The sequence below is a fragment of the Rhizobium sp. rho-13.1 genome (assembly GCF_007000305.1).
GTDB classification, from domain to species: Bacteria; Pseudomonadota; Alphaproteobacteria; order Rhizobiales; family Rhizobiaceae; genus Rhizobium; species Rhizobium rhododendri.
In genome coordinates this window covers 60,295-86,521 of the sequence record NZ_SCFL01000005.1, presented here as the reverse complement: position 1 = coordinate 86,521, position 26,227 = coordinate 60,295, and the positions used below count along the sequence as shown (strand labels likewise).

At 60.8% G+C, this 26,227-nt stretch carries 23 protein-coding genes; 18 read left to right on the top strand and 5 right to left on the bottom strand.

Annotated features, from left to right (window positions below; genetic code table 11):
* Positions 1–3 precede the first annotated feature (3 nt).
* Positions 4–1,221, bottom strand: coding sequence for an FAD-dependent oxidoreductase (locus tag EQW76_RS15245; protein WP_142829790.1), 1,218 nt, complete (start codon positions 1,219–1,221; stop codon positions 4–6).
* Between the two features lie 301 nt (positions 1,222–1,522).
* Here EQW76_RS15245 and EQW76_RS15240 point away from each other — a divergent pair, with 301 nt between their 5' ends.
* From EQW76_RS15240 to EQW76_RS15200, 9 genes are all read left to right on the top strand, one after another.
* Positions 1,523–2,398: a MurR/RpiR family transcriptional regulator gene (locus tag EQW76_RS15240; protein ID WP_142829791.1), complete on the top strand. Its 876-nt coding sequence runs from the start codon at positions 1,523–1,525 to the stop codon at positions 2,396–2,398.
* A 98-nt stretch (positions 2,399–2,496) separates the two neighbouring features.
* Positions 2,497–4,428, top strand: a complete 1,932-nt coding sequence (iolC, locus tag EQW76_RS15235; protein WP_143122963.1) for a 5-dehydro-2-deoxygluconokinase — start codon at positions 2,497–2,499, stop codon at positions 4,426–4,428.
* 39 nt (positions 4,429–4,467) lie between these two features.
* The gene (iolD, locus tag EQW76_RS15230; RefSeq protein WP_142829795.1) at positions 4,468–6,318 is read left to right on the top strand and encodes a 3D-(3,5/4)-trihydroxycyclohexane-1,2-dione acylhydrolase (decyclizing); all 1,851 of its coding nucleotides are present in this window, start codon (positions 4,468–4,470) and stop codon (positions 6,316–6,318) included.
* A gap of 36 nt (positions 6,319–6,354) precedes the next feature.
* Positions 6,355–7,272 carry a myo-inosose-2 dehydratase gene (gene iolE / locus EQW76_RS15225; RefSeq protein WP_142829797.1) on the top strand — a complete coding sequence of 306 codons (918 nt, stop codon included), beginning with the start codon at positions 6,355–6,357 and terminating at the stop codon, positions 7,270–7,272.
* 43 nt (positions 7,273–7,315) lie between these two features.
* Complete coding sequence (iolB, locus tag EQW76_RS15220; protein ID WP_142829799.1) at positions 7,316–8,119, top strand: 5-deoxy-glucuronate isomerase; 804 nt, start codon at positions 7,316–7,318, stop codon at positions 8,117–8,119.
* 184 nt (positions 8,120–8,303) lie between these two features.
* Positions 8,304–8,639: a hypothetical protein gene (locus tag EQW76_RS15215; RefSeq protein ID WP_142829927.1), complete on the top strand. Its 336-nt coding sequence runs from the start codon at positions 8,304–8,306 to the stop codon at positions 8,637–8,639.
* Between the two features lie 328 nt (positions 8,640–8,967).
* Positions 8,968–9,369 carry a DUF2177 family protein gene (locus EQW76_RS15210; RefSeq protein WP_142829929.1) on the top strand — a complete coding sequence of 134 codons (402 nt, stop codon included), beginning with the start codon at positions 8,968–8,970 and terminating at the stop codon, positions 9,367–9,369.
* A 134-nt stretch (positions 9,370–9,503) separates the two neighbouring features.
* Entirely contained in the window at positions 9,504–9,890 is a 387-nt protein-coding gene (locus EQW76_RS15205; RefSeq protein ID WP_111220378.1) for a PilZ domain-containing protein, read from the top strand.
* A gap of 84 nt (positions 9,891–9,974) precedes the next feature.
* On the top strand, positions 9,975–11,087 hold the full coding sequence (locus EQW76_RS15200) for a pyridoxal phosphate-dependent aminotransferase (protein ID WP_142829801.1): 1,113 nt from the start codon (positions 9,975–9,977) through the stop codon (positions 11,085–11,087).
* A 133-nt stretch (positions 11,088–11,220) separates the two neighbouring features.
* Here the strand turns inward: EQW76_RS15200 and EQW76_RS15195 are convergent, their stop codons facing one another.
* Positions 11,221–11,487 carry a sel1 repeat family protein gene (locus tag EQW76_RS15195; RefSeq protein WP_111220376.1) on the bottom strand — a complete coding sequence of 89 codons (267 nt, stop codon included), beginning with the start codon at positions 11,485–11,487 and terminating at the stop codon, positions 11,221–11,223.
* Positions 11,488–11,882: 395 nt separating this feature from the next.
* Here EQW76_RS15195 and EQW76_RS29250 point away from each other — a divergent pair, with 395 nt between their 5' ends.
* Positions 11,883–12,152, top strand: coding sequence for a hypothetical protein (locus EQW76_RS29250; RefSeq protein WP_142829803.1), 270 nt, complete (start codon positions 11,883–11,885; stop codon positions 12,150–12,152).
* Between the two features lie 116 nt (positions 12,153–12,268).
* On the top strand, positions 12,269–13,762 hold the full coding sequence (locus EQW76_RS15185) for an AMP nucleosidase (protein ID WP_111220375.1): 1,494 nt from the start codon (positions 12,269–12,271) through the stop codon (positions 13,760–13,762).
* A 47-nt stretch (positions 13,763–13,809) separates the two neighbouring features.
* On the opposite strand, the gene EQW76_RS15180 is transcribed toward EQW76_RS15185, so the two are convergent.
* The gene (locus EQW76_RS15180) at positions 13,810–14,781 is read right to left on the bottom strand and encodes a lysylphosphatidylglycerol synthase domain-containing protein (protein WP_142829805.1); all 972 of its coding nucleotides are present in this window, start codon (positions 14,779–14,781) and stop codon (positions 13,810–13,812) included.
* Positions 14,782–14,870: 89 nt separating this feature from the next.
* On the opposite strand from EQW76_RS15180, the gene EQW76_RS15175 reads away from it, so the two are divergent.
* The 3 genes from EQW76_RS15175 to EQW76_RS15165 are packed head-to-tail and all read left to right on the top strand — an operon-like array spanning position 14,871 to position 18,010.
* A complete protein-coding gene (locus tag EQW76_RS15175) occupies positions 14,871–15,890 on the top strand; it encodes a glycosyltransferase family 2 protein (RefSeq protein WP_142829806.1) in 1,020 nt (339 codons plus the stop codon).
* Entirely contained in the window at positions 15,883–17,379 is a 1,497-nt protein-coding gene (locus EQW76_RS15170; protein ID WP_142829808.1) for a glycosyltransferase family 39 protein, read from the top strand. The genes EQW76_RS15175 and EQW76_RS15170 overlap by 8 nt, the downstream gene beginning before the upstream one ends.
* Positions 17,357–18,010 (top strand): NUDIX hydrolase, encoded by a 654-nt coding sequence (locus tag EQW76_RS15165; RefSeq protein WP_244615344.1) that lies wholly within the window; start codon positions 17,357–17,359, stop codon positions 18,008–18,010. Before EQW76_RS15170 ends, EQW76_RS15165 begins: the two co-directional genes overlap by 23 nt.
* Before the next feature lie 14 nt (positions 18,011–18,024).
* On the opposite strand, the gene EQW76_RS15160 is transcribed toward EQW76_RS15165, so the two are convergent.
* Complete coding sequence (locus EQW76_RS15160) at positions 18,025–19,392, bottom strand: aspartate aminotransferase family protein (RefSeq protein ID WP_142829810.1); 1,368 nt, start codon at positions 19,390–19,392, stop codon at positions 18,025–18,027.
* 80 nt (positions 19,393–19,472) lie between these two features.
* Here EQW76_RS15160 and EQW76_RS15155 point away from each other — a divergent pair, with 80 nt between their 5' ends.
* Complete coding sequence (locus tag EQW76_RS15155) at positions 19,473–20,825, top strand: glutamine synthetase family protein (RefSeq protein WP_244615346.1); 1,353 nt, start codon at positions 19,473–19,475, stop codon at positions 20,823–20,825.
* Between the two features lie 9 nt (positions 20,826–20,834).
* On the opposite strand, the gene EQW76_RS15150 is transcribed toward EQW76_RS15155, so the two are convergent.
* Positions 20,835–21,782, bottom strand: coding sequence for a diacylglycerol kinase family protein (locus EQW76_RS15150; RefSeq protein ID WP_142829814.1), 948 nt, complete (start codon positions 21,780–21,782; stop codon positions 20,835–20,837).
* 338 nt (positions 21,783–22,120) lie between these two features.
* On the opposite strand from EQW76_RS15150, the gene EQW76_RS15145 reads away from it, so the two are divergent.
* The 3 genes from EQW76_RS15145 to mgtE all read left to right on the top strand — a co-directional run bounded on the left by EQW76_RS15145 (position 22,121) and on the right by mgtE (position 26,210).
* On the top strand, positions 22,121–23,323 hold the full coding sequence (locus EQW76_RS15145) for an MFS transporter (protein ID WP_224128086.1): 1,203 nt from the start codon (positions 22,121–22,123) through the stop codon (positions 23,321–23,323).
* Between the two features lie 130 nt (positions 23,324–23,453).
* Positions 23,454–24,467, top strand: a complete 1,014-nt coding sequence (locus EQW76_RS15140) for a zinc-binding alcohol dehydrogenase family protein (RefSeq protein ID WP_142829817.1) — start codon at positions 23,454–23,456, stop codon at positions 24,465–24,467.
* 369 nt (positions 24,468–24,836) lie between these two features.
* Complete coding sequence (gene mgtE, locus EQW76_RS15135) at positions 24,837–26,210, top strand: magnesium transporter (protein WP_142829819.1); 1,374 nt, start codon at positions 24,837–24,839, stop codon at positions 26,208–26,210.
* The last annotated feature ends 17 nt before the right edge of the window (positions 26,211–26,227 follow it).

Here is a 26,227-nt window from a genome sequence, read left to right as displayed (position 1 = left end):
CACTTATCCGAGCAAGGTCTTGAGGTCGGTGCCGGCGTCGGCCAGCAGGTCGCGATCGGGCGTCTGGCCGGCGTCGATGAGCTTTTTGCCAGTGACATAGGCGCGGGCGTCATTGATCGCATCGACAGCAATCAACCGGCCGGCCTTGAAATACCAGACGGAAGCCGATCCTTCGCGGGCACCATGCCGTAGCACCGTATCGTCGTAGCCCTTGTTGAAGCCTGCGATCTGCAGCTTGACGTCATACTGATCGGACCAGAACCACGGTTTCGGCACATAGGGTTCGTTGCCACCGGCGATGATCGCGGCCGCAGCCTCTGCCTGGTCGACCGCATTCTGTACCGATTCGAGACGGATCAATTCGCCCTGCCAGCGCAGCGCGGCGCAGTCGCCGACGGCATAGATGCTGGGGTCGGAGGTGCGGACGTATTCGTCGACGACGATGCCGTTGGCAACCACAAGGCCGGCTTCCTTGGCAAGACGATCCAGCGGCGCGACGCCGATGCCGACGACGACGAAATCGACGTCGAGGGTGGAACCATCGGAGAGCTCTGCGGCAACGACACGGCCGTCCTTGCCCACCAGTCGCTTGAGGCCGGTCTTCTCGCGGATGACGACATCGTGGTCTGCGTGGATGACCCGCATAATGTCTGCGGTTTCCTTGGCGGCAACCCGCTGCAGGATGCGATCGGCCATCTCGATGACGGTGACTTCCAGCCCGCGATGACGGGCGACTGCCGCTGCTTCGAGACCGATATAACCGCCGCCTATTATAAGGACGCGGCGGCCCGCGCGCATTTCACCTGACAGGAGATCGGCGTCGCGCTTGTCCCGGGCGACATAGACGCCCTCGAGATCGCCGCCGATGGCAGCAGGAAGTCGGCGCGGGGTTGCGCCTGTCGCCAGCACCAGGGTTTCGTAGTCGAGCGCGCTGCCGTCCTGCATGACGACCTGCTTCTTGTCGCGATGGATTTGTTCGGCCCAGGTCGCACGACGGATGTCGATGTCGTGCTCGGCATACCAGTGCTCGTGACGGAACATCAGGCGATCGAAGCTGATCTCGCCGAGCAGGTATTTCTTCGTCAGCGGCGGGCGCTGGTACGGCAGCGATTCTTCCGCGCCGACCAGCGTGATCGGCCGCGTGTCATTGAGAGCCCTCAGCTTGGCAGCAACAGCAAAGCCGGCCTGCCCTGCTCCGACAATGACCAATCTACCCGTCACGCAAGCCCTCCAGAAATTGGGGACACGAAGCCGTAGCGGCCGCGCATCGCGCTTCAAAGGCAAGGCGTATCGCCTCGTCCCGAAAGCGTCAACCGCAGCGGTGCCCATCAAGCGTCATACCGGACGATTTGGAACATCTGGATCGTTTTGCTGCGAGTCTGGCGTTTGTGAAATGCCAGAGGATTGCAACAATCGGCAAGCAATTCAGTCACTTGAATTGCCTGTGGCGGAAATCGGCAGATGCGGTATCATTGCAGATGGAATATATGTTCCGAAAACCGGGAAAAACGAAAGCCGTGGAATGAGTGAGGACGTGACGATACCGGCGAAGGTGCCGCGCGATTTCGAAAGCCTGCGCAGCACGATCATCGAGCGCAAGGCGTCCATGCCGAAACGGCTGGCGCAGGTTGCGGTCTTTGCCCTCAACAACCCCGATGAAATCGCGTTTGGCACGACGGCCAGCATCGCCACGGCGTCCGACGTCCAGCCCTCGACGCTGGTGCGGCTGGCCCGCCATCTCGGCTATGAAGGCTTTTCCGATCTGCAGAGCATTTTCCGCGAACGGCTGCGCGACCGGACAATCAGCTACGAGGAGCGGCTGATCTCGCTGGAGGAGGCGCGCGTAGAAGATGAGAACGCGGCGATCCTTGCCGGGTTTATTTCCTCTGCCACCCAGTCGATCAACCGGCTGGCGGCAACCGTGCAGACGGACACCTTCGCGACGTCGGTCGAAATCCTTGCGGCAGCAGAAACCATCTACCTGATCGCCAAGCGACGCTCCTACCCGCTGACGGCACACATGACCTATGCGTTTTCCAAGCTGAACATCCGCCACCAGATCGTTGCCTCGCCGAACGGGGTCGATACGGAGCTTGTACAGTTCGCCACGCCGCGCGATGCAGCCATTGCCGCCAGTTTTTCGCCCTATGCGGCAGAAAGCCTGGTGCAAAGCCAACTGCTGGTCGACCGCGGCGTACCACTCATTGCCATCACCGATTCGGCATTCTCGCCGCTCGCCGCCTGCGCCACCCACTGGTTCGAAGTGGCAGAATCGGATTTTGCCGGCTTTCGTTCGTTATCGGCGTCCATGGCATTGATCATGGCTTTCCCCGTCGCCATCGCGGAGCAGCGCAGAAAGTGGGCCATGGCAAAATCCGGAAAACATAAAATGGAATAAACATTCCGAATTGACAAAATTACGGAACCGATGTTTCATTATCGGTGCACGGCGTTGGCAACGGGAGATGCCGGCGGAAATCTTGACGGAGGATATCAATGGCAAATCTCAACAACGGCGCGCGGCCGGAGCCGACGCTCGACGTCATCGCCATCGGCCGTTCTTCTGTCGATCTCTATGGCCAGCAGATCGGTTCCAGGCTCGAAGACATCGCGTCCTTCGCCAAATCCGTTGGCGGCTGCCCGGCCAACATCGCAATCGGCACGGCCAGGCTTGGGCTGAAATCAGGGTTGATCACGCGCGTTGGCGACGAGCAGATGGGACGCTTCATCCGCGGGCAATCGGCCCGCGAGGGTGTCGCTACCGATGGCATCGTCACCGACAAGCAGCGGCTGACAGCGCTGGTGCTGCTGGCGGTAGAGGCTGAAGGCGTCTCGCCGATGATCTTCTACCGCTCAGATTGCGCCGACATGGCGCTGACGGAAGACGATGTCGACGAAGACTTCATCGTTTCATCGGGTGCAGTGCTTGTGTCCGGCACGCATTTTTCTCAACCCAACACCGAGGCAGCCCAGCGCAAGGCGATCCGCGTCGCCAAGGCGCATGGCCGCAAGGTGGTCTTCGATATCGACTACAGGCCCAATCTCTGGGGCCTTGCCGGCCATGCCGAAGGTTTCGAGCGCTACGTGAAATCCGACCGCGTCACGGCCAAGATGAAGCAGACGCTCCCTGACTGCGACCTGATCGTCGGCACCGAGGAGGAGATCCTCATCGCGTCCGGCGCCGATGACGTGCTCGGCGCATTGAAGACGATCCGCGAACTCAGCGCTGCCACCATCGTTCTAAAACGCGGCGCGATGGGCTGCATCGTCTATGATGGCGCAATTTCCGAAGACCTCGAAGCTGGCATCGTCGGCGACGGTTTTCCAATCGAGGTTTACAATGTGCTCGGCGCCGGCGATGCCTTCATGTCCGGCTTTCTGCGGGGCTGGCTGAAGAACGAGCCTCTCAAGACCTGCGCCACCTGGGCCAATGCCTGCGGTGCCTTCGCCGTATCGCGGCTGCTCTGCTCGCCGGAATATCCGACCTGGGCCGAACTCGACAGCTTCCTTAAATACGGCAGCCGGCGGCGCGCACTGCGCAAGGACGAAGACCTCAACCACATCCACTGGGCAACAACCCGCAAAGGTCACATCCCGCTGCTGATGGCGCTGGCCATCGATCACCGCTCGCAGCTGGTCAGCGTCGCCGACGAACTCGGCGTCCCCTACGAGCAAATCAATGCCTTCAAGCGGCTGGCGGTTTCGGCAGCGGCGCGAGTTGCCGACGGACGGCCGGGCTACGGCATGCTGATCGACGAACGTTTTGGGCGCGACGCCTTCTTCGATGCTGCCACCAAAAACTTCTCATGGATTGGCCGGCCGGTCGAATTGCCCGGGTCAAAGCCACTGCGATTCGAATTTAGCCAGGATATCGGCTCGCAACTCGTGGAATGGCCTGTCGACCATTGCATCAAGTGCCTTTGCTTCTATCATCCGGACGATCCGGCGGAGTTGAAGGCCGAGCAGCAGGAGAAGCTGCGCACGTTGTTCGACGCGGCGCGAAAGGTCGGTCGCGAATTGCTGGTCGAGATTATCGCCGGCAAGAACGGACCGCTCGACGACAACACGATCTCGACGGCGATGCAGGAGCTCTATGACCTCGGCATAAAGCCGGACTGGTGGAAGCTGGAGCCGCAGGCGTCGCGTGCCGCCTGGAAGAACATCGAGGCGGTGGTGACCGGCAACGATCCGCTCTGCCGCGGCATCGTGCTTTTGGGACTGGAGGCGCCAGCCGAGGAACTGCTGAAAGGTTTCGAGGCGACGCTCGCAGCACCGTCGGTCAAGGGCTTTGCCGTCGGCCGGACGATCTTTGCCGAAGCGGCGCGCAACTGGCTTGCTGGCGAGATCGACGACGAGGCGGCGATTGCCGACATGGCCGGCCGTTTCCGGCATCTGACCGAGGCCTGGCTTAAGACGCGCGGGCTGTAGACCCGCGGACTGGAAAAGAAGAAAACTGGGAGGCGCCCGATGGGCAAGACGATCCGTTTGACGATGGCGCAGGCTGTCGCGCAGTTCCTGACGAAGCAGATGACCGTCATCGACGGCCAGAAGGTGCAGATCTTCGGCGGCGTATGGGCGATCTTCGGGCACGGCAATGTCGCCGGACTTGGCGAAGCGCTCTACCAGATCCGGGACGAATTGCCGGTCTACCGTGCCCACAACGAACAGGGCATGGCGCATGCGGCGATTGCCTACGCCAAGACCAGCGTTCGCCAGCGCTTCATGGCCTGCACGACCTCGATCGGCCCCGGCGCACTCAACATGGTGACGGCGGCAGGCGTGGCCCATGTCAACCGCATACCCGTATTGTTCCTCCCCGGCGACGTGTTTGCCAACCGTGCTCCGGACCCGGTGCTGCAGCAGATCGAGGATTTCGGCGATGGCACGGTTTCCGCCAACGACGCGTTCCGCCCGGTCTCTCGCTATTTCGACAGGATTACCCGGCCGGAGCAGATCATCTCGGCCCTGAAGCGCGCCATGCAGGTACTGACCGATCCGCAGGACTGCGGTCCGGTGACGCTGGCACTTTGCCAGGATGTCCAGGCAGAAGCCTTCGACTATCCCGTGAGCCTTTTCGAGGAGCACGTCTGGACGCAGCGCCGGCCACGGCCGGATGCCGACGAACTCGCCAACGCCATTGCCCTCATCCGCAAAGCGGAGAAGCCCGTCATCATCGCCGGCGGCGGTGTCCTCTACTCGCAGGCGACCGCCGAGCTGACTTCATTCGCGGAAACCCACAGCATTCCTGTCGTCGTCACCCAGGCCGGAAAATCTGCGATCAACGAGAGCCATGCGATGTCGCTCGGCTCTGTCGGTGTCACCGGTACGTCTGCGGCCAATGCGATTGCAGAGGATGCCGACCTGATCATTGCCGTCGGCACCCGATGCCAGGATTTCACCACCGGCTCCTGGGCGCTGTTCAAGAACGACGCGCTTTCGATGGTGGGATTGAACATCGCAGCCTTCGATGCTGCCAAGCATGATTCCCACGCGCTGGTTGCCGATGCGCGCGAGGGGCTAAAGGCTCTGTCTGCCGGGCTTGCCGGATGGAAAGCCCCTGCAGCGCTCGCCGAGAGAGCAGCGCTTGAAAAGACACGCTGGATGGAGGCTGCCACCAAGGCGATGGCGACGACAAACGCCACCCTCCCCTCCGACGCGCAGGTTATCGGCGCGGTGGCCCGCACGATCGGCGGCGAAAACAGCATCGTGCTCTGCGCTGCCGGCGGTCTGCCGGGCGAACTTCACAAGCTCTGGCCGGCGACGGTGCCGGGCAGCTACCACATGGAATACGGATTTTCGTGCATGGGTTACGAGCTCGCTGGCGGGCTCGGCGCCAAGCTGGCGCGGCCGGACAAGGAGGTCGTCGTCATGGTCGGCGACGGTTCCTACATGATGCTGAATTCCGAGATCGCCACGTCCGTCATGCTCGGCATGAAGCTAACCGTCGTGCTGCTCGACAACCGGGGCTATGGCTGCATCAACCGGCTGCAGATGGCCACCGGCGGTGCCAACTTCAACAACCTCCTGAAGGACTCCTATCACGAGGTGATGCCGGCCATCGATTTCCGCGCTCATGCGGAAAGCATGGGTGCCATCGCCGTGAAGGTGTCGTCCATCACTGAGCTCGAGCAGGCGATAGAAGCCTCCCGGACGAACGACCGGACGTCTGTCTTCGTCATCGATACCGATGCGCTGGTTACCACCGAGGAAGGTGGCCACTGGTGGGATGTAGCCGTTCCCGAGGTGAGTTTGCGCCCGGAAGTCAACGAGGCCCATAAGAACTACGTCGCCAAGCGGGCCGCCCAGCGGATCGGATAGCGGACAATCGCCGGATCACATCTTGAGGAGAGCATGATGAAAGCCAAACTCGGCATGTCGCCCATCGCCTGGTGGAACGACGATCTACCGGAACTGAGCGACGACGTATCACTGGAGGAATGCCTCAGGCAGTCCCGCAGTGCAGGATTTACCGGCATGGAAAAGGGCCGCCGCTTTCCGGACAATCCGGCCGTGATGCTGCCGATCCTTCGGGCTGCCGACGTCACGCTCTGCGGCGGCTGGTTCTCGGGCACGCTTGTCGACGAGGAGCTTGCCGCCAACAAGGATCGCATCGCGCCGATGATCGAGTTGTTCAAGGCAGTCGATGCGCCCTGCATTGTCTATGGCGAAGTCGGCCGTTCCATCCAGGGCGACCGCTCCAGGCCGCTGGCCACCAAGCCACGCCTGTCCGACGACGAAATGAAGGCCTATGCACATCGTTTGACCGAGTTTGGGGAATGGTGCGCCGACAAGGGCATGCCGCTGTCCTACCACCACCACATGGCGGCCGTGGTCGAGACCGAGGCTGAACTGGACGCATTCATGCGGCATTCCGGCGAAGGCATTCCGCTGCTGCTCGATGCAGGCCATTTGGCCTTTGCCGGTGGAGACGTGCTGCGCGCCATCGACAACCACCACGGTCGGATCAACCACGTCCACGTCAAGGATATCCGCAAGCCTGTGGTCGACGGACTTGATCGCAGCCGGCAGTCGTTTCTCGATGCGGTGGCACTCGGCGCCTTCACGGTGCCGGGCGACGGCTCGCTCGATTTCGGAGCCATCGTCAAGCGGCTTGCCGACTACGGATACGAGGGCTGGTTCGTGGTCGAAGCCGAGCAGGATCCGCGCAAGGCGCCGCCGCAACGGATGGCTGAAATTGGTCACGCCGAACTGATGCGCGTCATGACATTGGCCGGCTATACGGTTGAGACGCAGGGTTTTCCGAAGGGATGAAACGGCTGTCGTTCCTTCGCCAGTGTTTACAGGAGATCTCAAAATGACGAAGTCCCACCTGCATGTCAGCCCCAGCGGGACCACTGGCAAAGTCCATCACGTGACCCCGGAAACAGCCGGCTGGACCTATGTCGGCTTTGACCTGTACCGCCTGAAGACGGGTGAGAGCGCGGCGGGTGATACGGGTGAGCGGGAGGTCTGCCTTGTCTGGGTCAGTGGAAAAGGCCGGGCGACAGCCGGAGATGTGGATTTCGGGCTGCTGGGCGAACGGATGAGCCCATTCGACGGCGCTCCGCATGCGCTTTACATCCCGGCCGGGTCCAGCTGGTCCGTCACCGCGGAAACAGATCTCGAACTGGCCGTCTGCTCGGCACCCGGTGGCGGCGATCACCCGGCGCGCGCCATTCCGCCCGGCACGCATCCGGCGCTGACGCGAGGCCAGGGGACGAATGTTCGATACGTCAACAACATTATGCCGGAAGACGATGGTGCCGCCCACTCGCTGCTCGTCGTCGAGGTGATCACGCCCGGCGGCCATACCTCTTCCTACCCACCGCACAAGCACGACCAGGACGATCTGCCAAACGAGAGCTATCTCGAGGAAACCTACTATCATCGCCTTAACCCGCCGCAGGGCTTTGCCTTCCAGCGTGTCTATACCGACGACCGGTCGCTCGACGAGGTGATGGCTGTGGAAGATGGCGACGTGACGATGGTGCCGAAGGGCTATCACCCATGCGCAGCCTGCCACGGCTACGATCTCTATTATTTGAATGTCATGGCGGGGCCGAAACGGGTGTGGAAGTTCTACAATGCCCCGGAACATGCCTGGCTGGTAAAGGCCTGAGAGTAGCGGATACGGAGAGAGGGCGCCGGGGGCGTATATCCCGGCCCGAGAATGCCCAGGCAACGAGCATTTGCGGCTTATTTGCACACATGCTTTGTTTTTTAAGGAGTCTCTTAAATCTTCATCAAGCGAAGCGTTCTATTCTGACATCATTCAACCAGCGGAGGGCAACATGCCCCTTCAGATGCACCTCATGACGAACACTGACCAGCAGCCCGCGCTTCAGGAATTCGTTGTCGATAGACCCGGCAAAATCATCTTCGTGGGCCATCATCTCAGCACGAGCGTACAAACGGACTGCATGATCAAGATCATGTCGCAATCCGGCGCCACGCTCGAGGTGGGCACCGGCCACGATCTGCCCAATCACTTTTTCCTCGAGATCCTCGGCATTCGCGACGAGATCGGCTGCACCCTCGTCAAACGTGAGGGTTCGCGGGTCATCGTCAGCTTCAACATGCTGATCAATGCCGAGTTTCTACATCATGTCTTGCGTTTGAACTTCGAGGTCGGCGTCTAGGACGTGAAAGCGGCTCACCTGCGTGCGTCTCGACCCGACGGCCCGAATCAAAGAAGCGCGGGGCCGCCGCCCCGCGCTTCTCCTTCCCCTGATGACATAGCAGCAGCCACTCGGCGCTAGGCTTTGCCGACCGGGAAATCGGTCACTGAATTTTACGCCTGACTTCTGCAGCATTCCGTCAGGGCGGACCTTACGCCCGAAGAATCCGTGCAATATCGTCCCACATACAACGCCCAATTGCCCACACGGTTCGAATATCATTTGACGAAAGGTAATCCGACCGTCGCCGAACGGCGTAGGACTTTTTGAAAAAGGAGCTCGACCCATGATCAAGACAGCGCTTACCGCCTACGCAGGTTGTCTCGTGACGCTGCTTGTTCTCGATGCCGCTTGGCTCGGGCTTGTGGCGCGCACCTTCTATCGCGACCAGTTAGGCGACCTGATGCTGCCTCAGCCGAATTTCGGGATCGCAGCACTTTTCTACCTGTTTTTCACCGTTGCCGTCGTCATGCTCGCAGTGATGCCTGCGGTTGGTGCCGGTTCGTTGACGCGGGCTCTGCTGTTTGGCGCCGTGCTTGGCCTTGCAGCTTACGGGACCTACGATATCACCAACCTTTCGACGTTGAAGAACTGGCCCGTCATGGTCAGCGTCGTCGACATGGCCTGGGGTACCGTTGTCACGGCTGCCACCGCGGGCGGCGGATATGCGGTCGCGCGGTATTTCTCCTGAAATCGACTCATCTGGCAGCTAAATGTCAGATTACTAAAATGCCATCCATATGATTGACGAATGCGCAAAGCCTTCGTGCGACGCTTGTGTCTTAAACCGAGATGATTTCGGTAAGCCACCGTCCGGGGAATAACATGCTTCGCTCAACGCATCTGGCGTCCGTCAAATCCGAGGTCTACGAGCGGAGCTTCGAGCGCTTTTTCGTCCAGCGGCCGGCACGACTTATCGCCGTCAAACCCTGCCTTACCGGGGTCTCGATGCGCAGTGCCGAGATCATCGATATCTCGCAGGGCGGCGCGACCTTCCTTGTCGGCAGCACTGCGGGCCTGCCGCAACATTACTACCTCAACATCCTCGGTCTCGCCTATCGCATCGGCTGCGCCGAGACCTACCGGCATGGCGACCGGATCGGCGTCCGGTTCATCAACTTCCTGACGCCCGAGACATTGAGGCTGGTGGTACGTGCCGACTTCATGATCGGCAACCGCGAAGCCAATGCCGCAAGGTCCATGCGTCGCTGACGCCAGCCGCCTCGTCTCTTGAAACCCGGCAACAAGCGCTTATGGTGCGGGCGACTGCAATCGCTTCGCCGGGAAATCACCAGCATGCCTGTCTTTTCGCGTTTTACACCGCTCACCAGCGCCCTGCCCTCGACCGTGCCGTTTGTCGGGCCGGAAGCGCTGGAGCGGCAGCGCGGCGTCGCTGTCAAGGCCCGGATCGGCGCCAATGAAAGCGGCTTCGGTCCTTCGCCGCGGGTGATCGAGGCGATGCGCCGGGAAGCTGGCGAGATCTGGAAGTATAACGACCCGGAAAATTTCGACCTCAAGGCGGCGCTGGCAACGCATCTCGGGATAAATTCCGCCAACATTGCCATAGGCGAAGGTGTCGATTCGCTGCTCGGGTTGATCGTCCGGATGATCGTTTCCGCCAACACGCCGGTGGTGACGTCCCATGGCGGCTATCCGACTTTCAACTTCCACGTCGCCGGTTTCGGCGGTCGGCTCGTCACCGTCCCGTATCTCGACGACCGTGAGAACCTTGAGGGACTGCTCGATGCAGTCCGGCGGGAGAATGCACCGCTGGTCTATCTTGCCAACCCCGACAATCCGATGGGAAGCTGGTGGGATCAGGAAAGCGTCATCGCCTTCGCAAGGGCCTTGCCGGAGACCTGCATGCTGGTGTTAGACGAGGCCTACAGCGAGACTGCGCCGGCGTCGTCGTTGCCACCGATCGCGTCCCTCATCGACATGCCCAATGTCCTGCGTACCCGCACCTTCTCCAAGGCCTACGGGCTTGCCGGCGCGCGGGTCGGCTATGCGATCGGCGTTCCCGAAACCGTGGCAGCGTTTGACAAGCTGCGCAATCACTTCGGCATGAACCGGCTGGCAACCGTCGGGGCGCTAACCGCGCTGGACGATCAGGGCTATCTTAAAGAGGTCATCGGCAAGATCCACGACGCCCGGGAACGGATCGCCATGATCGCGCGCGACAACGACGTTATGCCGCTGGCATCGGCCACCAACTTCGTTGCCATCGACTGTGGGCGCGATGCGGTCTACGCGAAGGCCGTTGTCGATGGGCTGCTCGATCACGGCGTGTTTATCCGGATGCCCGGCGTGGCGCCGCTCAACCGGTGTGTCCGCGTCAGCGCCGGACAGAAAGCCGATCTCGACCTTTTCGAACAGGCCCTGCCGCAGGTCCTTCAGACGCTCCGGTAATCATCGCGCCAAAAACCGCGCCGGCCTTGTCCCGGCCGGTCGCGGTCGCGCTGTTGCGTCTGCCTTTTGACATTGACGCTCCCCCTCTTTGCGAGGTTATTGTTCTTGGTAATGATCGTCTGAGGACGTTGCCTCAGTGCATGGTCATCCACTCGCGAGCGGAGCGAAGGGCTGCTGCCAGTTGCATCTTCGTTAGCGTGGCAGCGACGTCGGCGCGAAGCTCGGCGGCGCGGTCGCAGCCCTTGATGGCAGCGATGTTCAGCCACTTGTGGGCCGAGATCAGGTCGATGTCGCAACCGCGGCCGGTTGCGTACATCAGGCCCATTTCGCAAAAGATATCGGCATTTTTTTCGCCACCCATGGTGGCCATTTCAGACGTCGTCATTTCAAAGCGTGCCATCGGTTCGGTCCCTGTTTCAGCCTGTTAGTGCAATCCCTGTTTTCCGTTGGGCCTTTGCCGTCTAACGCAGCTTGGTGGCCTTCCGGGTGGCGGGTTTTCCCCGCTCGTTTGATGATTTGAGTATCGCATAAGGACTTCAAAAAGCGCTTAAAATGCTTGCTTAATTTGATGCAAACAAAGTGCAAATGCTTGGTAAACTTGGGATTTTGTTAAACATCGCAGGCCTTGCGAATTAAGGACTTTGCCTGGCATTTTACGAAAAATTAGGATCTGCAAATCAACCCTTTGCTAACCCTGAATCGAGCCGCGGTTGTTGGCGCGTGATTTTTCCCGGCTCGTATTTGCCTGAATTCACCGTCTTGGCGATGCGAATTGAGGCCGACCCGGCAAGCTGAATGCCGGATGAACCGCCGTATCAGCCGCCGTTCAGACGAACCGTGGCAGAAAGGCGTCAGGATCAAGGGCGATCCGTTCCAACAACGGGGGAAATGGACATGGCAATTCTGGCGCGGCGCTTCACCATCATCACTTTGGTTTCCGCAGTTTTCGCCATCAGCTTTTCGGCAGCCGTCCTGCACAGCGGGGGCAGCGGTTCGCAATCGCACTTCGGCGCAAACTTCACCTGCCTGCAATCGACAAGCTCTTATTGCTCGACGGTACAGTAAAGGGTCGCGGGCTGGCATCTTCCCGGAGCCGCAGATGGGGAAAAAAATCCTGCGGAAATCCCGGCTGCCACTGTTGCCGTCATTTGCTTGTTGGAGACAGCACTCTATAATGGCGCATGAGCAACAAATTCTCTCCGCTGGACGTATCCTCACCCGAACCCTTCGCGCCCGTTACCTTTGACGATCCGGTCAAAGCTGTCGATGCTCTGACCGAGCTCTACGACAGGAACACGGCCTTCTTGATCGGCAAATTCGCCGAACTTGCCGAGGGGGAGCCAATCTCTGCTCGCTTCCGGGCCTTCTATCCGCAGGTGAGCATCGAGACTACCAGCTTCGGACATGTCGATTCGCGGCTGTCCTACGGTCACGTCACCGCGCCCGGCATCTACACCACCACGATCACCAGGCCCGTGCTTTTCCGGCATTATCTGACGGAGCAGCTGGCGCTTTTGATGCGCAGCCACAACGTACCGATTGTCGTGTCCGAATCGACGACGCCGATCCCGTTGCATTTCGCTTTCGGCGAAGGAGCGCACGTAGAGGCATCGGCGGCGACATTTGCCGACATTCCGATGCGCGATCTTTTCGATACGCCGGATCTGAACACGACCGACGACGAGATCGCCAATGGCGAATATATACCGCCTCCGGGCCAGCCCTCGCCGCTGGCACCGTTCACCGCCCAGCGCATCGACTATTCGCTGGCGCGGCTCGCTCACTACACGGCGACCAGCGCGGCCCATTTCCAGAATTTCGTGCTGTTCACCAACTATCAGTTCTACATCGACGAGTTCTGCACCTGGGCACGTGACCTGATGGCCAAGGGCGGCGAAGGCTATACAGCTTTCGTCGAACCGGGAAATATCATCACCAACGCCGGATCGAGCTCGCCGGATACTGATATCGCTTCGCCGCGACTACCGCAGATGCCGGCCTACCATCTGAAGAAGAAGGGCCATGCCGGGATCACCATGATCAACATCGGCGTCGGCCCCTCCAACGCGAAGACGATCACCGACCACGTCGCAGTGCTTCGACCGCATGCCTGGCTGATGCTCGGCCATTGTGCCGGCCTGCGCAACAGCCAGAGGCTCGGAGACTACGTGCTTGCCCATGCCTACATGCGTGAAGACCATGTGCTCGACGACGACCTGCCCGTCTGGGTGCCGATCCCGGCGCTGGCCGAGGTGCAGGTGGCGCTGGAGGCAGCGGTGGCCGAGATTACCGGCTACGAGGGTTTCGAGCTGAAGCGGATCATGCGCACCGGCACGGTCGGCACCATCGACAACCGCAACTGGGAACTGCGCGACCAGGCAGGGCCGGTCAAGCGCCTATCGCAGGCCCGCGCCATCGCCCTCGACATGGAATCGGCAACGATTGCGGCCAACGGATTTCGCTTCCGCGTGCCCTACGGCACGTTGCTCTGCGTCTCGGACAAGCCGCTGCATGGCGAACTGAAGCTACCGGGAATGGCGACCGCCTTCTATCGGACGCAGGTCAACCAGCATCTGCAGATCGGCATCCGCGCCATCCAGAAGCTCGCTGCCATGCCGCCAGAAGCGCTGCATTCACGCAAGCTACGCAGCTTTTTCGAGACGGCGTTCCAGTAGGAACACACGCACCGCCCTCTTGCCAACGCGGTGAGAGAGCGGTGGCATCAGGCCGACTTTTGGACCCGGCCTTTCGACATCGCCAGTCCCAGCGCCGTACCGATGAGTGCGGAAACGATCACCAGTAAATGGCCGTTGATGCTTGCCTGCGCCAGCGTGGTGAGCGACGCCGTGTCGGAGGGGGCACCGAAGGCCAGCGCACCGGCGGTAATGCCCGCCGGATAGGTGCCGACGCCGCCCGGCGCGTGCACCGGCAGCACGGATGAAAGCTCACCACCGAGAGCGCCGCCAAAACTCGCCGCTAGCGGGACGACCTGCATAAGGCCGAGTGCCCAGGCGAGCACGAGTACCTTGACCAGCCAGTTGACGATGGTCATCAGCCAGGCCCGTGCAAAAGCGGATGCGTTTATGGGCAGTCCCCTTTCGATCTCGAGGACGACGGACTGCGCCTTTGCAGGCAGCGCCTCCGCGGCGAACCGGACCAGCGGGCGGCGCACGGCAAAGGCTGCGACCGGCAAGAGCAGAAAACAGCACCAGAGCAACCAGGCAACGGCTTTATGCGGTGATGTTACGGCGAGGCCCATGCCGGCGGCGGCGAGTAGCGCGTGGAGGTCGAGCAACCGCATGACCAGCAACGCCGCGGTGCTGCGGACCAGTGGAATGCCGAATTCCGAGCGCATCAAAAGCGGAAAGCTGGTTTCGCCGGTGCGGAACGGCATCATGATGTTGAGCAAGTTGTGGATCTGCGTGACTCGGAAAAGGGCTGAGAAGTGACCCTTCGTCTCGACGGGAAAATAGTCGTAGATACGCCACGTCCGCAGGAAGTAGGTGCCGGTCAGCAATGCGAGGGCGACGACGATCGGCAAGACGCCAACTTTTGCCCATTCTGCAAGGATGACGCTCCAGCCCCAGAACCATTCTATGAAGGCCGCGTAGAGCAAGACGACGCCCAGGGTCAGCAGCGTCATCCGGTTTCGAATAAACCAGGATTGTCGGGTGGCAACCATTGGACTCTTCATGTAGGAAAGCACCCGTGTGAGCTCTGGCTGACGGCACGAACTTTGCTCGCCCGGCCACCGATCATAGCGGCTTTTAGGAGAAAGTAGCGTTGCAGACAACGGCAGAGTCTAATCGGCTTCACGCGGATACCGTCAATCCAGTCGAGCTTTCGCTGGTCGTGCCTGTTTTCAACGAGGAAGACAGTGTCGGCCCGCTGATCGAGCGTATCACCCAGTCGATGGCCATTTTCCCCGGTCGCTGGGAACTGATCCTGATCGATGACGGCAGCACGGATGCGACGCTGGTAAACGCCCGGAGCTATCTGGGCCAGGAAGGCCTGATCCTGCGACTTGTCGAACTGCAGCGGAATTTCGGCCAGACGGCGGCGATGCAGGCCGGCATCGACGCGGCCACCGGCCGCCTGATCGCGACGATGGACGGCGACCTGCAGAACGATCCGAAAGACATTCCTGCCATGGTCGCCGAACTGGAACGCCGCGATCTCGATCTTCTCGTCGGCTGGCGCAAGGATCGCCAGGACGGACTGCTTTTGCGCAAGATCCCGTCATGGTGCGCCAATTACCTGATCGGCCGGACGACGGGCGTCAAGATACACGACTATGGCTGCAGCCTGAAGATCTACCGGGCTGCGATCATCAAGCAGGTCAAGCTGATGGGCGAGATGCACCGCTTCATCCCGGCCTGGGTCGCCAGCGTGGTGCCGAGTTCGCGGATCGGCGAAATGGTCGTCAGCCACCATGCCCGCGCCCATGGCAAGTCGAAATACGGCATATCGCGGACGTTCCGGGTCATCCTCGACCTTCTTTCAGTGATGTTCTTCATGCGCTACAAGGCCCGTCCCGGCCATTTCTTCGGGTCGCTCGGCCTCGGCTTCGGCGCGCTGGCGCTTGTCATCATGGCCTATCTGTTCGTCGACAAATTCATCATGGGCAACGATATCGGCACCCGGCCGATGCTGATGGTCGGCGTCGTGCTGCTGTTGGCCTCCGTGCAGATGGTCACGACCGGCATTCTGGCCGAGATGATTGCCCGCAACTATTACCGCGACGACACGTCGCCGAACTACATCGTCCGGACGATCTTCGATCGGGATCATCCCCATGCATAGGCTGCTGGTCCGCAAGCCAGATGCCGTGATCCTCCTTCTGGCAGCCTACTTCTGCCTCGAGTTTGTCGTCCGCATGCTCATGCCGCACAGCATGCGCTACGACGAATCGCAGCAGGCATTCTTTTCGCAATGGCTGACGCTCGGCTACGATTCGCAACCACCGCTGTATAACTGGCTGCAGACAGCGTTCGTTTCGGTCTTCGGCCTGTCGCTGGCGATCATTTCCGTCGTCAAGAACCTCGTGCTGTTTCTGATCTACGTGACCTATTACAAGCTTGCCCGCCTGGTCCTGGCCGACAAGCTGTTTGCAGTGATCGCCACCCTGTCGCTGCTGACCATTCCGCAGCTTTTCTGGGAAGCTCAGCGCGATCTCACCCATACGGTCGCCCAGATGGTGACCATCAACCTGTTTCTCTACGGCGTCATCCGGACGCTGAAGACGCCGTCCTGGACCGGATACCTGATCACCGGCGTGGCACTTGGCCTCGGCATGCTGTCGAAATACAATTTTGCGCTGCTGGCCGCCGCCACCGTCGTTGCCGTGTTACTGCACCCGCAAGGCCGCGCCCGGATTTTCGACAAGCGGTTTCTTGTGACTGTGCTGATAGCACTGATCATCTTCCTGCCGCACGGCCTGTGGCTGCTCCACAATTTCGATCTGGCCTCCGGTCGCACGCTCGGGATCATGGAGCAGGACGCGCCGAAGAGCCATTGGGCGAAACTCGTCCAGGGACCGCTCGAGTTTTTCAAGCTCGCCATCGTCATCTGCCTGCCGACCGCTATCGTCTACGCTCTGGTGTTCGGGAAAGCCCTGTTTGCCAGCCTGAAGATGTCGAACGAATGGACGCGTTTCCTTGCGACAATCTTCGTTGCCATAGCGATTCTGGTGCTGGTTCTGATTTTCGGCATCGGCATGACTGCAATGCGCGACCGATGGCTGCTGCCGTTTCTATTCCTGCTGCCGATCTACCTTTGCCTGAAGATGGAAATTGCCGGGCTGCGTGCCGAAGATTTTGCCAAGCGTTTCGTTTACATTCCGATTGCACTTATGCTGCTCATCCCGACGGCCCTGCTGACCCGCGTGACCGTGCCGGGCCTGTTCGGCTCTTATGAAGCCTACAATGTTCCCTATGCCGATTTTGCCAGCCAGATTGTCAGCACAGAAGCCAAGAAGCCGGGGCTGGTGATGACGGACGACTGGCTTCCGGCCGGCAACCTCAAGCTCCAGTTTGCTGGCGTGCCCGTCATGTCGCGGTTTTTCGGCAACCTCACGCTGCCCTATCAGTGGACGGCGGAGAGGCCGGTGCTGCTCGTCTGGCTGCCGAAAAAGGGTCGTGATGCCATGCCACCCGTTCTTGCCGAATGGGTAAGCACCTCGCTCGGACCGCAATATGTAAACGCGGTCGTTCGCCAGGCGGATGTCGGCTATATCCACGGCAAGCCCGGTGACACGGCACATTTTGCCTATGCGTGGATCTATCCGCAGTAACGACTGCGGCTATCCGTTCTTCAAAACTCGGAGGCAAGCCATGGCTGCAAGCGATCAGACCCAGCCCGCGCCTATCAATCTTGCTCCGTGGGAAATCAAGAGGTCGAGCTACCCGCTGCGCGATCGCTGGCTGACGGTCAGGGCCGACGATTGCGTCACATCCGAAGGCGTTGAAATCGCTCCCTATTATGTCCTCGAGTATAGCGACTGGGTTCAGGTCGTGGCGATCGATACCGAGGACAATATTCTTTTGCTCAGACAATATCGTCATGCCTTAGGCCGTATCTCGCTGGAATTGCCTGGCGGTGCTATTGATGCTAAAGATGGCAGCCCGGTGCAGGCGGCGCAGCGTGAACTGCGGGAGGAAACCGGATTTTCGGCGGCGGAGTGGCTGCCGGTGGCGTCTTTGTCCCCGAACCCGGCAACCCATACCAATCTTTGCCATATCGTTCTGGCGCTCGGAATTGAATGCAACGCGCTTCCGGATGACAATCCGACAGAGCGGACCGAGATTGTTCGAGTGCCTATTCGCGAAGCCATCAGGATGATGCTGGCTGGAGAGATGATCCAGGCCATTCATGTCGCAGCCTTGACCCTTGCTCTGAACAAGGCAGGGAAATGGATCGTCTGACTTGGATGGTCGGTTTAGGCGGTGGTTCCCGCCCAGACCGCGTCCAGCGCCAGACGTGCAATGCGGACCATCGTGTCGACCTCCTCGCGGCTGATGATCAGGGAGGGCGAGGCTAGCATGCGGTCGGCGGTGGCGCGCAGGACTAGGCCGTTGGCCAGCGCGTGATTGCGAACCATGGCGCCGACGGCATCCGGCTTGTCGAAGCGGCGGCGCGTAGTCTTATCGGCGGCAAGCTGCAGGGCGCCCATCAAGCCGACGCTGACGGCTTCACCGACCATGGGGTGATCGGCAAGGTTGCTCCATTCTGCAGCGAAATAGGGTCCGATGTCATTGCGCACGCGCTCGACGAGATGCTCGTCCTCGATGATGCGCAGGTTTTCGAGTGCGGCGGCCGCGCATACCGGATGGCCGGAATAGGTGAAGCCGTGGTTGAATTCGCCGACGTCGTTGATCAGCACATCGGCAACACGGTCTCCGACCAGCACGCCGCCAATTGGCAGATAGCCTGATGAAAGGCCCTTGGCGATGGGTGCAAGGTCCGGCGTGAAACCGTAGTGCTGGAAGCCGAACCATTCGCCAAGGCGTCCGAAGCCGCAAATCACCTCGTCTGAAACCAGCAGGATGTTGCGTGCCTTGCAGATGCGGTCGATCTCCGGCCAGTAGGTCGAGGGCGGTATGATGACGCCGCCTGCCCCCTGTATCGGTTCGGCCACGAAGGCGGCAACGTTATCCTCGCCGAGCTCGTCGATCTTCTCCTCAAGCTCGCCTGCCACCTTGAGCCCGAAAGCCTCGGGCGTCAGATCGCCGCCGTCGGCGTACCAATAGGGCTGTCCGATATGGACGATCCCCGGGATCGGCAGGTCGCCTTGCTCATGCATGTATTTCATGCCGCCGAGGCTGGCGCCGGCGACAGTCGAGCCGTGGTAGCCGTTACGGCGCGCGATGACGATCTTCTTGGAAGGTTTGCCGACAGCGCTCCAGTAAACCCGCGCCATGCGAAACCATGTGTCGTTCGCCTCGGAACCGGAGTTGGTGAAGAAGATGTGGTTGAAGTTGGGCCCGGCGTGGGAGCAGACCTTCTCGGCAAGCAGGGTTGCCGGCGTGGTGGTCGTGCCGAAGAACGTATTGTAATAGGGCAGCTCGTTCATCTGCCTTGCGACCGCCTCGGCGATCTCCTTGCGTCCATATCCGATGTTGACGCACCAGAGACCGGCGAATCCATCGAGGTATTTCTTACCGAGGCTGTCGAAGATATGGACGCCCTCGCCGCGCTGGATAATGCGCGTGCCCTCAGTGTTCAGCTTCCCGGTATCGGCGAAGGGATGCAGGTGATGGGCTGCATCGATGGCGGCGAGATTGGACAAGGGTTTCGTCTCCGTCATCGTCTGCAAATCCTTCGGAATTGAAAGGCCGGGCTTGATCGGCTACGACCATGGCCGGGCATTCGAGGATTTTCAAGAGCATGACGGTCGGGACCGCAAAAGACGACACGCTGGACGCTGCGGCTCGCATCGAGGTGCTGACCGTCGACATGAACGGCCGGCTGCGCGGCAAGCAGATCCCGCTTTCGGCTGAAAAAAAGGTCTGGGCCGGCGACGTGCGGCTGCCCCTGTCGACGCAAACCCTGGATATCTGGGGTTACGACAATGATGAGTTGAACGGCTTGTCGATGACGATCGGCGATCCCGACGGAAGCTGCATCGCCGATCCGCGCACCCTGGCACCGATGCCCTGGGCGCCGGCCGGATCCTGCCAGGTGCTGGCGACGATGCATGAGCTGAGTGGCGGTCCGAGCTTCATGGATCCGCGTGCCATCCTTGCTGCCGTTGTCGAGCGCTATCGGCTGATGGGGCTGACGCCGGTGGTCGCGACGGAGCTGGAGTTCTACCTGCTGGCGGCGGATTGGCGCGAGACCGGCATCCCGTCGCCGCCCGCGGCCCTCACCTATCGTGGCGAGCCGGACGGCTTTCAGCTCTACGACATGGATGCCGTCGACGTGCTCGGCGATTATCTCGAGACGCTGCGCGCCTATGCACGGGCACAGGGTCTGCCCGCCGATGCGACGACTGCCGAGTTCGGGCCGGGCCAGTTCGAAGTGAACCTGCTGCACAGGCCCGACGCTCTGGCTGCCGCCGATGACTGTATCGGCCTGAAAAGGATCGCGGCCCAGGCAGCAAGACAGCACGGGCTGAAATCGACCTGCATGGCCAAACCTTATACCGATCATGCAGGCTCCGGACTTCACGTCCATGTCAGCATTCTCGACAAGGATGGCCGCAATATTCTTGACGCCGAGGGAGGCGATCCCGCCAAGCTAAAATCGGTGTGTGCCGGATTGCTGCGGACGATGCAGGAAACGCAACTGGTGTTTGCACCCTTTGCCAATTCCTATCGCCGCTTCCAGCCAGGATCGTTTGCACCGGTCGACATTAACTGGGGCTACGATCACCGCGGCACGGCGCTGCGTATTCCCGAAAAAAACGGTGCAGGCGCTCGCATCGAGCACCGCGTTGCCGGCGCGGATGCCAATCCCTATCTCGCAATTGCCGCCATCCTCGGCGGCATGCTGGGCGGCCTGACGGAAGATCTCGATCCCGGGCCTGAGACCACCGCCCATGCGGCCGCTATCGACGCACCGAAGCTGACCCATGATTTTCTGACAGCCGTTGAGCGGTTTCGCGCCTCGGCCTTCACAAGGGAGATTTTTGGCGAGAGGTACCAGACGCTGTTTGCGGATACGAAGGAAAAGGAAGCCATCCATTTCCTGCGCAGCGTCTCGAATTTCGACTACCGTACATATTTGCCACGCATATAAGAATCTTGCTCAGACAGGTGCGGGCTCGTTGCTCTGCTCGACGGCAACACGGCTCGCCGTTCCATGGGCAACCATTACCTTGAGCTCGCGCGGGTGGAGTTTCAGCTCGACGTCGCGCTCGAGCCGCAACAATTCACCGTCGATCACGCAGTGAGCCCTGGACCTCATTTTCGGATAATGCAGGTGCAGCGACTGCGTGTGCATGACCATGACATCGACATTATCGCGAAACTTGCCGCGCAGCATATCGAAGGCCAGCCGGGTTACGCCCAACGGTTTCATAGGCTTGGCGAGATAGAAGCCAAGCGTTCCGGTCGTCAGCTCGTCGGCGTAGAGCAATGCATTTTGTCCGAACGGGTTGTTCGATACGGACACGGCGGACACGTGACGGCGCTCCTTCTTGCCGTCGATATCGAACTCGACATCGAATTCCGGTGGATTGAAGATAACGCCGAGGGCGGCCCGCACGCTGGCAGACATCTTGCCTATGCGCGAGCTGAAAGTGAAGGAATTGCGATAGCGCACCAAGCGCGCGTGCATCCCGGCAGAATACTGGTGGATGAAGGGCCGGCCGTTGGCGCTGCCGATATCGACCGCATCGACCTCGCCATTGGCAATCACGTCGAGCACCTGCCAGATATCCAGCGGCAGCTGAAGTGAGCGGGCAAAGAGGTTCATGGTACCGGCTGGCACAACGCCGAGTGCGATCTTGTTCTTCCAGGCGACGGAGGCGGCCGCCGAAATCGTGCCGTCGCCACCGCCGGCAATGATGCCCTCGATGTCATCGCGCCGCGCCGCCCGTTCCATGGCGGGCACGATTTCCTTTCCCGACACCACCTGACACTCGAAGTCATGGCCGGCGTCGCGGAAAACCTTTTCCGCATGGATACGATAGGCATTCATGTCCGTTGTCCGGAATGTGCCACCGTCTTGGTTGAAAAGTCCGATAAGCTTCATAGAGGATCCCGGTTTCCTCAGTTCGGACAGTCGATATTGGACAGCCCATGCAATTCTCTCGCTAAGATGGCCTGTCGTCGAGCGAAATCAAGACATTCGTGTCACGGCAACGTGAAGAAAGGTGAGCTCCGGTCGTAGACCTACGTATGCACAACCGGCCATGCTGCGGTGCGAAAAACGCAGGGGACGCGGCTATCCTTTTGATTCATAGTAATCTCCAGGCGCATCGCGCCATCCCAATTTTTCCGATCTGTGAGCGGGGCTGGCGCCAAATTTACTGGCGCTGCGAAAAGCCTCCTGCAGCCAGCCTATCTGGAGCTTTCGTGACCGACCTTGTCATCGACAACCTCGATCCGCCATCCGCAGTCGAAGCTCCATCGAGCACGGCCGTCGCGCTTGTCATGCTGGCACTTGCCATGGGCGGTTTTGGCATCGGGACAGGCGAGTTCGTCATCATGGGCTTGCTTCCCAACGTCGCTGATACCTTCCATGTGACGACGCCGGAAGCAGGATATGTCATCAGCGCCTATGCGCTTGGCGTCGTCATCGGCGCGCCGGTGATTGCGGTACTGTCGGCCAAGCTTGCGCGGCGGACATTATTGCTGCTGCTGATGACGGTATTTGCCGCCGGCAACATCATGAGCGCTTTCGCGCCCACCTTTGCCAGCTTCACCCTGCTGCGCTTCCTGACCGGTCTGCCGCATGGAGCCTATTTCGGGGTTGCAGCCCTGGTGGCTGCCTCGATGGTGCCAATCCATCGCCGCGCTCGGGCTGTCGGACGCGTCATGCTCGGGCTCACCATCGCAACGCTGATCGGTACGCCGATCGCCACATTCCTTGGGCAGTTGCTCGACTGGCGGGCCGCATTCATGATGGTTGGCGGCCTCGGCGCCCTGACGGTTCTGCTGATCGCCTTGTTCCTGCCGAAAGACAAGGTTACCGAGGGCGCCAGCGTTTTGCGCGAACTCGGCGCTCTGGTGCGCGTCCAGGTCTGGCTGACGCTCGCCATCGCTGCCGTCGGCTTCGGCGGCATGTTCTCGATCTTCACCTACATTGCCTCGACGACGACGGATGTCGCCCACCTCTCGGTGGGAATGATCCCCGTCGTGCTGGCGCTGTTCGGCATCGGCATGAATGTCGGCAATGTCGTCGGTTCGCGGCTGGCCGATATCTCGCTGAAGGGCACAATCGGCGGCATGCTGGCCTTCAATGTCGTCATCATGACGCTGTTTTCGATGACTGCTGCCGAGCCAGTCATGCTGTGCATCTGCACCTTCCTGATCGGCTGCGGCTTTGCGGCCTGTCCCGCCGTCCAGACCCGGTTGATGGACGTAGCAGCCGATGCCCAGATGCTCGCCGCCGCCTCCAATCATTCCGCCTTCAACGTCGCCAACGCGCTCGGCGCATGGCTGGGCGGCATTGCCATCGCCTGGGGATATACGGCGGCGGCCACCGGCTATGTCGGCGCCATCCTTTCGGTCGGCGGCCTCGTGGTCTTCGGCATATCCGTTGCGCTGGAGCGCAAGGACGGGATCGCCTAGCCTGCCTCCTCCCCGGAAATTCACAGCGCACTTTGACAGCCTCGGTGGCGTCGAACTCGTTCGATGCTTCTTGCGTTGCCAGTGAACGATGCGCATCTAACGTGTCTCGCTACAAACACAGGAGTTCCCCATGCGCGCCGTCGCCTATCAGAATCCACTGCCGATCTCAGCCGAAAGCGCATTGATCGACGTCGACCTGCCGATGCCGGAAGCCAGCGGGCGGGATCTGCTCGTCGATATCAAGGCCGTTTCCGTGAACCCCGTCGATACCAAGGTCCGTGCCGGCGTCACACCCGATGCCGGGCAATACAAGGTTCTCGGATGGGATGCGGCCGGCATCGTCAAGGCGACGGGTGCTGAGGTCACGATGTTCAAGCCGGGAGACGAGGTCTACTACGCCGGAGCCATCGATCGCGGCGGCTCGAATGCCGAATTCCATCTTGTGGACGAGCGCATCGTCGCACTGAAACCGAAAAGTCTCGATTTCGCAGCGGCTGCGGCCCTGCCGCTGACCGCCATCACGGCCTATGAGACACTGTTCGACCGCCTCAAGGTTCAGGACACTGTTCCAGGTGCTTCGCGGACGATATTGATCATCGGCGGCGCCGGCGGCGTCGGCTCGATTGCCATCCAGCTGGCGCGGACGCTGACGGACCTGACCGTCATTGCCACCGCCTCACGGCCGGAAACGCAAAGCTGGGTCCGGGAACTCGGTGCCCACCATGTCATCGACCATTCCAAGCCATTGGCGCCCCAGATCGAGGGACTTGGCCTCGGCGCACCGGCGTTCGTGTTCTCGACGACCAACACCGGAAAGCATCTTGCCGACATCGTCGAGGCGATCGCTCCGCAGGGTCGCTTTGCGCTGATCGACGACCCCAAGACGCTCGATATCATGGCTTTCAAGCGTAAATCGATCTCGGTGCACTGGGAGCTGATGTTCACGCGTTCGCTGTTCAAAACCGCCGACATGATCGAGCAGCACAAGCTTCTCACCGAGGTGGCAGGGCTCGTGGACACAGGCAAGGTTCGCACGACATTGACCGAAACGCTCGGCACCATCAACGCCGCCAACATGAAGAAGGCACACGCGATGCTGGAAAGTGGCACGACGAAGGGCAAGATCGTCCTGGCAGGGTTCTAAAGCTTTCACGGCTTCCTGAGGATCACGAAGACTCACGAAGACATTGGAGCCGGGTCACCACCCGGCTTTACTGCCTCAAATTGCTAAACTGCCCCTCCTCAACCCGCCGATGCAGCTTTTGACGGTCGTGAAAAAAGCGATGCGGCAACGGCTGCAAGCCCCTATCGCGCTTGACTTTTCGGGCATTTGGCGCGATCTCTCGCGGCGTGGACGTCAACGACATCCATGCCGATCAACCGGAGTCATCTTACGATGCCTAGCGACAGTAGCAGTCGATTGCCTATGCCGTCAGCGGCCTTCGTGCACTAACCGACTCCTGTCGGCTCGCCACGATCCGCCGCTGCGGCGGATCGACAGAAAGGCGAGCTCATGAACCTCAACAGCTTACCCGTTCGGGCCGGCCACGCCGCCCTCAATCTCCTTCACGAAACGCGCGGCATCACGACCGCAGAACGCGTCGAGCGGCTGAATGCCCTCGACGTGAAGGAAGCAGCCGCGACACTGGCGACCTTATCGCTGCAGAAGGCGGTGCACGTCCTCAACCAGCCGGAGCTGCACAACGCGGTCGACATCGTGACCGCGATGCCGCCGGAGCATGCGGCAAAGTTGCTCAACGCCACCGCCAACGACCGCGTTGCCGATATTATCCTCGAAATGGACGAGGATGTCCGGGATGCCCTCGTCGCGCGGCTGGACCTTGCCACGCAACAAGCGATCAAGGCCCTGATGGGCTATCCGCCACGCACGGCGGGTGCCATCATGACGACGGAGTATGTGAGCGTGCCGGACGACTGGACAGTCGGCCAGGCGCTGCAACACGTCCGCCAGGTGGAGCGCTCGCGCGAGACCGTCTACGCCATCTACGTGCTCGACAGCCTGACGCATGCGTTGACCCATGTTGTCACGCTGCGGCGGCTGATCAACGGCGAGAACGATGCGTCGATCCTCACGGTCGCGCAGATGGGCGAACCGGTGACGGCATATCCTTTGATGAGACAGGAGGATGTCGCGCGTCTGATCCGCAAGCACAACCTGCTGGCGCTGCCGATCGTCAACGACGAACAGAAGATGCTGGGGATCGTCACCGTCGACGACGTCATCGACACGATGATTGCCGACACCACGGAGGACGCCCAGAAATTCGGCGGCATGGAAGCGCTCGGAAAGCCTTACATGCAGATCAGCTTCACCGGCATGATCCGCAAGCGCGCCGGCTGGCTGGCGGCGCTGTTCCTCGGCGAAATGCTGACGGCAAGCGCCATGCAGCATTTCGAGGGCGAACTGGAAAAGGCGGTCGTGCTGACGCTGTTCATACCGCTGATCATGAGCTCCGGCGGCAATTCCGGGTCGCAGGCGACGTCGCTGATCATCCGGGCGCTGGCGCTCGGTGAACTGAAGCTTTCGGACTGGTGGAGAGTGCTTGTGCGCGAATTGCCGACCGGCGTGACGCTTGGCACAATCCTCGGGCTTGTCGGCTTCATCCGTATCGTTGCCTGGCAGCAACTGGGGTTGTTCGACTACGGACCGCACTGGCAGCTGGTGGGGCTGACGGTGTTCGGAGCGCTGATCGGCATCGTCACCTTTGGCTCGATTTGCGGCTCGATGCTGCCGTTCATCCTGCAGAAGATGCGGCTCGATCCCGCCAGCGCCTCGGCGCCGTTCGTGGCGACGCTGGTCGATGTCACCGGCCTGGTGATCTATTTCACTGTTGCCCTGGCGATCCTCAGCGGCACCTTGCTCTGAGGCCTCTCAGGCGGGCG

Bases quoted from the DNA above. Each gene is read 5' to 3' on its own strand.
- EQW76_RS15240 (WP_142829791.1), top strand. From the start codon at position 1,523: ATGAGTGAGGACGTGACGATACCGGCGAAGGTGCCGCGCGATTTCGAA.
- iolC (WP_143122963.1), top strand. From the start codon at position 2,497: ATGGCAAATCTCAACAACGGCGCGCGGCCGGAGCCGACGCTCGACGTC.
- iolD (WP_142829795.1), top strand. From the start codon at position 4,468: ATGGGCAAGACGATCCGTTTGACGATGGCGCAGGCTGTCGCGCAGTTC.
- iolE (WP_142829797.1), top strand. From the start codon at position 6,355: ATGAAAGCCAAACTCGGCATGTCGCCCATCGCCTGGTGGAACGACGAT.
- iolB (WP_142829799.1), top strand. From the start codon at position 7,316: ATGACGAAGTCCCACCTGCATGTCAGCCCCAGCGGGACCACTGGCAAA.
- EQW76_RS15215 (WP_142829927.1), top strand. From the start codon at position 8,304: ATGCACCTCATGACGAACACTGACCAGCAGCCCGCGCTTCAGGAATTC.
- EQW76_RS15205 (WP_111220378.1), top strand. From the start codon at position 9,504: ATGCTTCGCTCAACGCATCTGGCGTCCGTCAAATCCGAGGTCTACGAG.
- EQW76_RS15200 (WP_142829801.1), top strand. From the start codon at position 9,975: ATGCCTGTCTTTTCGCGTTTTACACCGCTCACCAGCGCCCTGCCCTCG.
- EQW76_RS15195 (WP_111220376.1), bottom strand. From the start codon at position 11,487: ATGGCACGCTTTGAAATGACGACGTCTGAAATGGCCACCATGGGTGGC.
- EQW76_RS29250 (WP_142829803.1), top strand. From the start codon at position 11,883: ATGCCGGATGAACCGCCGTATCAGCCGCCGTTCAGACGAACCGTGGCA.
- EQW76_RS15185 (WP_111220375.1), top strand. From the start codon at position 12,269: ATGAGCAACAAATTCTCTCCGCTGGACGTATCCTCACCCGAACCCTTC.
- EQW76_RS15180 (WP_142829805.1), bottom strand. From the start codon at position 14,781: ATGAAGAGTCCAATGGTTGCCACCCGACAATCCTGGTTTATTCGAAAC.
- EQW76_RS15170 (WP_142829808.1), top strand. From the start codon at position 15,883: ATGCATAGGCTGCTGGTCCGCAAGCCAGATGCCGTGATCCTCCTTCTG.
- EQW76_RS15165 (WP_244615344.1), top strand. From the start codon at position 17,357: ATGCGTGGATCTATCCGCAGTAACGACTGCGGCTATCCGTTCTTCAAA.
- EQW76_RS15160 (WP_142829810.1), bottom strand. From the start codon at position 19,392: ATGACGGAGACGAAACCCTTGTCCAATCTCGCCGCCATCGATGCAGCC.
- EQW76_RS15155 (WP_244615346.1), top strand. From the start codon at position 19,473: ATGACGGTCGGGACCGCAAAAGACGACACGCTGGACGCTGCGGCTCGC.
- EQW76_RS15150 (WP_142829814.1), bottom strand. From the start codon at position 21,782: ATGAAGCTTATCGGACTTTTCAACCAAGACGGTGGCACATTCCGGACA.
- EQW76_RS15140 (WP_142829817.1), top strand. From the start codon at position 23,454: ATGCGCGCCGTCGCCTATCAGAATCCACTGCCGATCTCAGCCGAAAGC.
- mgtE (WP_142829819.1), top strand. From the start codon at position 24,837: ATGAACCTCAACAGCTTACCCGTTCGGGCCGGCCACGCCGCCCTCAAT.